Source organism: Acidovorax sp. NB1, from assembly GCF_005405905.1.
Classification (GTDB): Bacteria; Pseudomonadota; Gammaproteobacteria; order Burkholderiales; family Burkholderiaceae_C; genus Acidovorax.
In genome coordinates this window covers 1-7,992 of the sequence record NZ_BJHU01000017.1, presented here as the reverse complement: position 1 = coordinate 7,992, position 7,992 = coordinate 1, and the positions used below count along the sequence as shown (strand labels likewise).

Sequence of the window (7,992 nt, the reverse complement as noted above, 5' to 3'; positions counted from 1 at the left end):
ATCCCCAAAAACGTTGTGTGCCAACCCTGCATCGTGAACCTCAAAAGTGGGAGGCCACCATACCCGTTTACAAAGCGAACAGGAAAGTCAATGAAATCAACGGTCTACCCAGACCACCCCCGCGCCAGTGCTAGCTTTGCGTACCGTCACTTATTGCACTGAAAACGAGGAGACCCCATCAACTCCGCAGCAGCGAAGCCTGCGGAGTTGCACACGTCGTTGAAGTTTTCCCCTTCGCCGAGGTAGTGCCGGAACTGTGCGACTTCATCGAGCTTCTCAGCTGTGGCTTCCAACCGTTCATTGACGTGGCTCTCAATGGCCCAGTCGGAGACGGACAGGTCGCGCAGCTTTGACGCATAGACCTCCGCATCTGCCGACCAATCTTCAATCCAGGGTTTCAGGCTTCGCATCTCGGAGTCCGTATCGCTCCAGCGTCGCACGTTGGCGAGCACGTCGGCCAGCGCAGACAGCTCCGGATGATTCTTGGGTCCTTCTGCGGCCTCCCCGGGCATGGAAGCTGTCAAGGCAGCGCGAACCTCTGAGGCCGTCGCCGGTCGGTAGACCGTGCCGTGCCGGATGTACGCGCGCGAATCCACGTAGTACAGAGGCTCTGAACCCTTCTCGACAGTGATGACGAGAACGCCGAGCCCATTTGCCGATGTCCAGCCGATCTGCGGGCGGACGGGGGGATCGATGATCTGGCAAACGCCCACGATCCTTCTGCCGAGATCATCTCGAACCGCTGGGTCATGTGCATTTTCGACTCCTGGAATCGAGCCGTCGTCTGCCACTCCAAGAAGGAGTCGGCCCCCGCTGCTGGAAGCGAAAGCCGCGATTTCCTTGGCAAGATCCCGCACCTGCTTTGGCAGCTCTCGCTTGAATTCCACAGTCTCGCTCTCACCGCCCTGAGCAAGCCGAGGAATATCTTCAGATAGCTGGGCGTCCGCCCACGGTTCGATGGTCATAGCGATATCATGCCCGCGCCTCGAAAGATCTCCACGAATTCCCGAGCTCCCTGCAGCAGCTGGCGCACGCCCACGTCGCGTGATTGCTTTGACTTTGAGTAATCGCTGGTGTGTGCACCATAAACGTATCAGCGCGCCTGCGGGCCTGCGGCAGTTTGACCGAACAGAAGCTTCTTGCCCTCCTCCGTCACCGCAGGACGCGATGCGAAAGGCTCGCCGCGCGCATAGGCCCTGATCGTCGCGGGACGATTGCGAATCGCATCAAACCACCGCCGCAGACTGGGGAACTCGTCGAGTTCCTGCTGCTGGCGCTTCCACGGCACCACCCAGGGGTAGGTCGCCATGTCCGCGATCGAATAGGTTTCACCTGCGAGATATTCCTGCACGGCCAGGCGTCGGTCGAGCACACCGTACAGGCGATTGGTCTCGTTGACGTAGCGCGTGATGGCATAGGGGATCTTCTCGGGCGCATAGATGCCAAAGTGATGGTTCTGACCGGCCATGGGGCCGAGTCCACCGACCTGCCAGAAGAGCCATTCCAGCACCGCCTTGCGCTCACGCAGGTCGGTCGGCATGAAGCGACCCGTTTTCTCCGCAAGATAGACCAGGATGGCGCCCGATTCAAAGACGGTCACGGGCTCCCCGCCGTCGACCGGCTGCATGTCGATGATCGCAGGCATCCGGTTGTTCGGCGAGAACGCGAGGAACTCAGGCTTGAACTGGTCGCCCGCACTGATGTCGACAGGATGAATGCGGTATTCGAGGCCAGCCTCCTCCAGAAACATCGTGACCTTGTGGCCATTGGGCGTGGGCCAATAGTAGAGGTCGATCATTTGCGACTCCGTCGTTGAGATGTGCCGGCGCCATCGAGCAGCGCCAATGCGGGCCGGACAAGCCCACGCAGCAATTCCGGTTCTGGCCGCGATCGCGCGAGGACGCGCAGCCCCATTAGCAAGCCGAGCAGCATCCGGGCGAGATCATCGGCCGGCAACGTGATGTTGATCGCGCCGGCATCTTGGCCGGCCTTGACGCAACGGTAGAAGAAGGCCTCCATGTCGCGCAAGACAGCGGCCAGTGCAGCCTGAAACTCCGCGTCGTGAGGTGCCAGCTCCAGTGCCGAGTTCACGATCAGGCATCCCTTGCGCTGGTCGTCGGCCAGCGACAATTCGATGATCTCATCGAAGAACGCACCGATGGCCGCACGAGGTGCCAACTGGGACTCGAAGCGCCGGACCCGATCGCAAAAGCCTCGCTCGACATAGTGTTCGAGCGCCTGCCGGTACAGCGTGCGTTTGTCGCCAAACGTGTTGTACAGACTGGGGCCGGCGATACCCATCGCGTCGGCCAGGTCCCGCACCGAGGTGGCTTCGTAGCCCCTCGACCAGAAGCATTGAATCGCGGCATCGAGGGCCACTGCTTCGTCAAACTCTCTGGGGCGCGCCATGATCGTTCCTGGATCGGTTCGTGGTTGGCTTCGTGAGTGGATGCGGTGCTTGATGCCGCGTCGTCACAATGCGCTGTGGTCCTTGACCGCCTCTTCCAGCGCGCTCTTGAGCGTCAGGAATCTCGCATCGACCGCTACCGGATCGTTACGGTTGAGCGCAATCATCTGGGCTCTCGCCTCCCCGCCCCGGATGACCTCGAAAGCGTTCGCCTCGATCCCGGCGACGATGGCATCGGCCACCGCAGAAGCAGGCTCGCGCGAAAACCCCAGTTCGGGACCAGCGCGATTCGACTTCATCATCGGCGTGTCCGTGCCTCCAGGATAGGCCGTCAACACATGAATGCCTTCGCCCTTGAGCTCGCGCCTGAGCGCCTCGCCAAAGCGAGCCAGACCTGCTTTCACCGCGGCATACGTTGCATAGAAGGGTGCGCCGACCAGGGCAATGCCGGAGGCGACATTCACCACCATGGCATCTCCGCTGGCCCGCAGAGCGGGGAGCGCCGCGCGGGTCAACAAGACTGGCGCGAGCAAGTCGACGATCACCATCTGCTCGATATCGGCTTCCGTGGTGTTCTCCAGCCGGCCAGCCCGCACGCCGCCGGCGTTGTTGACGAGGATGTCGAGTCCGCCCAGCGTCTGTATCGCCTGGTCCAGCGTGGCCGCGCGTCCCTCGGGACTTCCCACGTCAGCGCAGACGCCCGTCGCCGAGTCAAGGCTGCGCAGTGCATCGTCCAGGACGCTTCTGCGCCTTCCGGTGATGACCACCCTGGCGCCTCGCGCGATCAGCGCATGGGCCAGCGCGAGGCCGATCCCGCTCGATCCGCCCGTGACGAGGACCCGCTTGTTCTTCAGTTCCATTTCAAACTCCTTGCGCCGATGCAGGGGGATAGTTCGACGGGAAGAGCGCACGCTTGGTCTCCTCGTCGTTGATCGCCTTGAACGCATGGCTCTTGGCGAGCGCCCGGGCGCGAGCGACCGCCGGACGCGCATCCACGCCTGCGAACCACCGCTTCAGTTCGGGAAAGGGCCCCAGAGGATCCTCGGCGCCCTTGCGCACGCGGGAAGCGCGATCGAGCCAGCCCCAGGCGGAGATGTCGGCGATCGTGAAACCGCTGCCGACGATGAACTCGCGTCCGGACAGGTGATCGTTGAGAACCTGATAGTGCCGCTCCGCCTCGCGGCGGTAACGATTGGCCGCGTAGTCCAAGCCCTCGGGCGCGGCGAACTGGAAGTGCACCGCCTGCCCGGAGAACGGCCCCAATCCCGAGGCGATGAAGAGCAGCCAGGACAGCAACTCCGGCCGATCCTCGGACGTGCCCAGAAGCTGGCCGGTCTTTTCCGCCAGATAGATCAGGATGGCGGTCGAGTCGAAGACCCTGACTTCGTTGCCGCCCGGCCCCTCGGTATCGACGATGGCCGGTACCTTGCCGTTCGGATTGATCGCACGAAAGGCGGGCGCATGCTGCTCGCCCTTGCTTGTGTCGACCGGCAAGGCTTCGTAGGCCAGACCGGTCTCCTCCAGAAAGAGCGCGATCTTTGCGGGGTTGGGGGTCGGATGAAAGTAGAACCGGATCATGGTGTATGCCTCGTGGTTGCGGAAATCGATGGCTTCGCTGCTTTACGGGCAGGACGTGCTGCCAAGAGCACGCCGCCAACAACGACGGCAAGTGCAACGCACTCTCCACCAGACGGCAGCTCTCCAAGTACGGGAATGGCGGCCAGCGAAGCAACGACCGGAATCAGGGCGATGATGGCTGTGGCCGCAGATGGGCCCAGAAGCGCGACAGAGCGATTGAAGGAAACGATCGCAACGCCGCTCATCAGGACGCCCTGATAGACGGCCTGCAAGCCGATCTCGCTGGGTGAGGCCATGGCGAGGCGACTGAGCCCGCCAAAAATATAGATCGGCAGGAAGAGGATGGCCGACCAGAAGCAGATCAGGGCTGCGGCCTGCACAGGTGTCAGGGCGCTGCGCCGAAAAAGCAGCGTGTAGACGGCCCACATGGCAGCGGCAGTCATCAGGGCGATGAGGCCCATCGGGTTCATGCCACCGTGAGCGGAAACACCGCCTGCAACCATGAACACCAGTCCGATGATGATGGCGAGGTAGCCACACCAGCGCGCGCGGCCCTGTTTCTCTTTCAGGAAAATCCACGCGAAGGCGCCGGCGAATACCGGCATCAGGGTCGGCGCTATCGCTGCCGCGCGGCCGGCCGACGTGAGCTGCAGGCCGAGCGCGACCGCCAGGACGAAGGGCAACCCCCAAAGGCAGGCATAGACCAGCCCCTCACGCCATTCCTTGGCTGATAGGCGTCTCTTTCCCCGCAACAGCACTGGAAGAAGAATGACGGCACCGATGCCGAACCGCAGCGCGGTCACATCCCACAGGCGAAGTTCGCGCGTGACACTGAAGCGCGTCACGACGAACCAGCCCGCAAAGATCGTGACGCTGAGCCCGGCCCAGCAGAATCCGCGCAAGACGTTCCGGGATGATCTCTGAGGCCACGACGCGGCAGCCGGTCCGACTACCGCTTCTTGCACCAAGTCGACGGCCTGCGTCACGTAACCGCCTGCTCTTGCAGCGCCGCAAGAAGTCGCTGCGGGGCCAATCGCTGCCGGTAATCGACCTCGATGAAAGCCAGCGAGATCCTCTGGTTCGGCGTGATCACATAGGTGGCGGGAACGGGCAGCTCCCAACTGGCGTCCCCATTTATGCTCGGCAGCGCCTTGTTGCTGGAACTCAAGGCATCGCGCAGTTCCTGCGGCAATGGATAGACCAGCCCGAATTGGCGAGCCACGTCATTGCCCAGATCGCTCAGGACGTTAAACGTCAACGCCTCGCGCTCCGCGGTTGACAGTGATGCGTCCGGAAGCTGAGGTGAGATGGCCAGCATGCTTGCGCCAAAGGATGCCAACTCGGGCAGCAAGGCCTGGTAGGACCGCAGTTGGAGGTTGCAGTACGGACACCAGCCACCTCGATAGAAGGTCACCACCACAGGACCTTGCTTGAGAGCAGCGGACAGCGACACCGTGCCGCCTTGGGCGTCCGGCAACGAAAAGTCGGGGGCCCTGTCTCCCTCCTTCAGCGCAGCGTGCCTCGCAAAGGTCGATCGCAGTTCCTCGATCCTGGACTCATAGAGCGCGACCCGGCCGGCTGGAGCGGTGCGGGCGAACTCCTTTCGCAATTCTTGCAGTTGTCGATCAAGATCAATAACGGCCACTTGGATCTCCCTTCGAGCAAGGCAGTCGCGGCGGGGATCGCAGCGGACTCCCGTTATTTTATATCAGTCGATAAAAAATGGCTTGTGTCAAGCGTTTTGCCTGAATGCAGGTCGCATCAGAAGCCTATACAGGTCGGCTGCGCATGGAAGATGCCCCACCGGTCTTTTACGGGTCGTCTCAGAAAACGGACAACAAAGCACGCTAAGGGCTGGCGTGTCAGGTTGAGGCCATAGACGCCGCGCCGAAGGCGTCAGGAAATGCCTGAAAAGACCCTACTCTGACGCCCTTTCGCCGCTTCGTCTGACGCCCGGTTAGGCTGTACTTCAATCGGACAGGCTCAACCGAAAAGCTCGCTGTGCGAGCCAAGCCGTGCCAGTCGGAGAGTGTCGGCATCCGACTTGCGGTAGATCAGCAGCAGGTCGGGCTTGACGTGGCATTCCCGATAACCTGCCCAGTCGCCGCTCAGGTCGTGATCGCGGAATTTTGCGTCAAGCGGCTGATCGGTCGCCAGGGCCACGAGAACGGGCTTCAAATCGCTATCGAGCGTAGCCCGATGCTGGCCCTTGGCCTCGCGCTTGTAGTCGCGTTTGAAGGCTGAGGCGCGATCAATCGTCCGCATGCAAGTCTGCCATCAGGTCATCAACGCTGGCGAAACGCTTGCCTTTCCCAGCCTCAAGTTCGGCAATGGCCTTGCGCGTGGTGGCGTTAGGGGCTTTCACATCGAAGGGCATCCGGCGCTCATCAGCAATGCGCAGCATCAGCAAGCGGATGGCGTCAGAGATGGACAACCCCATTGCTTCGAGCGCATCAGCGGCACGCTCCTTGGTGCTGGTGTCGATGCGAGCGCGGACATAGGTATCGGCGGTGCTCATGGTCATTTCCCTTGAAGGTTTCAGAGGCTCTATTGTAGTCGCAATGTGACTACAGCTTAAGGGCAATGCCGGTTTGCTTACCGTGCTTTGTTGTCCGTTTTCTGAGACGACCCCAGAAAGGCCCGCCAGGGCCTCGTAGCCTAGCGGCGAGGGCCACCGGCCCGGTGAGCGTCGGGAAGGCGCTGGAAGCCCGCCAGGGGCGAGACGGGCGGCCGTGGCCGCCTGGCTCGATGCGTAGCACGACATAGCCGGTTCTCGCGGCCGCCGGCCGGGAGAATCCCCCGCAGCTTGGCCCCTCAAATGTCAAAGAGTGGATCTCATCGTCGGAAGTGGCGATGCGAGATCCAGCGGCGGCCGTCATCGTTGGATGTGGCGATGGTCGACCGTGGCCAGGACGTGGCCAGCCTCGCCGGAAGTGACGATGCTGCAGCTCGACGTGCGCGAGCTGGTGCGCGGTACTGCCTCGCCGGAAGTGGCGATGCTCGAGAAAAAAAGCCGCCTCGATCTCGGGCGGCTCCAGGGGAGGGCAGGGGGGCGATCACCGCTTGCAATGCACCAGGTCGTCGTTCACCCACGCACTTTCGACCAGGCCGTTTTCGCGCAGCTCGTCGCACGCTTCGCCTACCTGCTCGCGCCACTTCTTCGGCCGGGTGGAATCCGAGCCGCACATCAGCCGGAACGTCTCCAGCTTGAGCGGGTACGGCTCCTTGTGGGTGGCGAAGTAGTCGAACATGCGCCGCGCGGTGGGCGACAGCTTGCGGTACTTCTCCCACACGAATTTCGTGTAGTGGTCGCCGGCGAACAGCACCACGATTTCGGCGTCGATCTCGACCTGGCAGCGCGACGTGCGCTTGCCGCGATCCAGGACGCGGAAGCGCCGGATCAGCGACACCGATTCGAGCCGGCCGATGCGTTGGGATGAGAACTGCATGGCCGACGCCTGGAGCCGCGTCAGGCATTCCTCGGCCCTTGTGTAGTACCGACCGTTGATTGACCAGTCCAAGTCCTGGCAAAGCTCGTAGAACGTGAAGGAAACCGGCTCTCCGAGCGCGGTGCGCTTCGCGTACTCCAGCACCTGGGCGAATACCAGCTCGTCGTCGTCGGCGCGCAGCTCGATCCCGGTGTAGGTGATCTCCACGTCTTTGTTGACGTGGTAGATCGACTGGCCTTGCAGCGCGGCGCGCGGCACCTTCTTGTTGCGGACGGTGAAGATCGCCGACCGCCCGAAGTCGTTGGGCAGTGCCCGCATGTGATCCGGCCAGGGAGCCAGGTCGAACAGCGAGAGCTGCATGTCCTTGATCTGCTGCTTCGTGGGGTCTCCTCGTTTTCAGTGCAATAAGTGACGGTACGAAAAGCTAGCACTGGCGCGGAGGTGGTGTTGGTAGATCGTTGATTTCATTGACTTTCCTGTTCACTTTCAAATCTGCGATTCGTGGCGTCAAACCGTGGTCGGTTTCATCCATTGGTGCCAGTTATCGATGCATTTGGC

General features: G+C 62.1%; 9 protein-coding genes and 1 pseudogene. All 10 read right to left on the bottom strand.

Annotated elements, in window-relative coordinates; genetic code table 11:
* Positions 1–146 precede the first annotated feature (146 nt).
* Positions 147–965: a helix-turn-helix domain-containing protein gene (locus tag AvAM_RS08090; protein WP_249368009.1), complete on the bottom strand. Its 819-nt coding sequence runs from the start codon at positions 963–965 to the stop codon at positions 147–149.
* Between the two features lie 128 nt (positions 966–1,093).
* Entirely contained in the window at positions 1,094–1,798 is a 705-nt protein-coding gene (locus AvAM_RS08085; RefSeq protein ID WP_013521170.1) for a glutathione binding-like protein, read from the bottom strand.
* On the bottom strand, positions 1,795–2,409 hold the full coding sequence (locus AvAM_RS08080) for a TetR/AcrR family transcriptional regulator (protein ID WP_013521171.1): 615 nt from the start codon (positions 2,407–2,409) through the stop codon (positions 1,795–1,797). Before AvAM_RS08080 ends, AvAM_RS08085 begins: the two co-directional genes overlap by 4 nt.
* A gap of 63 nt (positions 2,410–2,472) precedes the next feature.
* Entirely contained in the window at positions 2,473–3,267 is a 795-nt protein-coding gene (locus AvAM_RS08075) for an SDR family oxidoreductase (RefSeq protein ID WP_013521172.1), read from the bottom strand.
* 1 nt (position 3,268) lies between these two features.
* Positions 3,269–3,985, bottom strand: coding sequence for a glutathione S-transferase family protein (locus tag AvAM_RS08070; RefSeq protein WP_013521173.1), 717 nt, complete (start codon positions 3,983–3,985; stop codon positions 3,269–3,271).
* On the bottom strand, positions 3,982–4,887 hold the full coding sequence (locus AvAM_RS08065) for a DMT family transporter (protein ID WP_249368007.1): 906 nt from the start codon (positions 4,885–4,887) through the stop codon (positions 3,982–3,984). Before AvAM_RS08065 ends, AvAM_RS08070 begins: the two co-directional genes overlap by 4 nt.
* A gap of 80 nt (positions 4,888–4,967) precedes the next feature.
* Entirely contained in the window at positions 4,968–5,630 is a 663-nt protein-coding gene (locus tag AvAM_RS08060; protein WP_013521175.1) for a peroxiredoxin-like family protein, read from the bottom strand.
* A gap of 338 nt (positions 5,631–5,968) precedes the next feature.
* Positions 5,969–6,250, bottom strand: a complete 282-nt coding sequence (locus AvAM_RS08055; RefSeq protein ID WP_013521176.1) for a type II toxin-antitoxin system YafQ family toxin — start codon at positions 6,248–6,250, stop codon at positions 5,969–5,971.
* Positions 6,237–6,503 (bottom strand): type II toxin-antitoxin system RelB/DinJ family antitoxin, encoded by a 267-nt coding sequence (locus AvAM_RS08050; RefSeq protein ID WP_013521177.1) that lies wholly within the window; start codon positions 6,501–6,503, stop codon positions 6,237–6,239. The genes AvAM_RS08055 and AvAM_RS08050 overlap by 14 nt, the downstream gene beginning before the upstream one ends.
* Before the next feature lie 538 nt (positions 6,504–7,041).
* Positions 7,042–7,815, bottom strand: a pseudogene (trfA, locus tag AvAM_RS08040) (plasmid replication initiator TrfA); the annotation flags it as partial.
* Positions 7,816–7,992 lie beyond the last annotated feature (177 nt).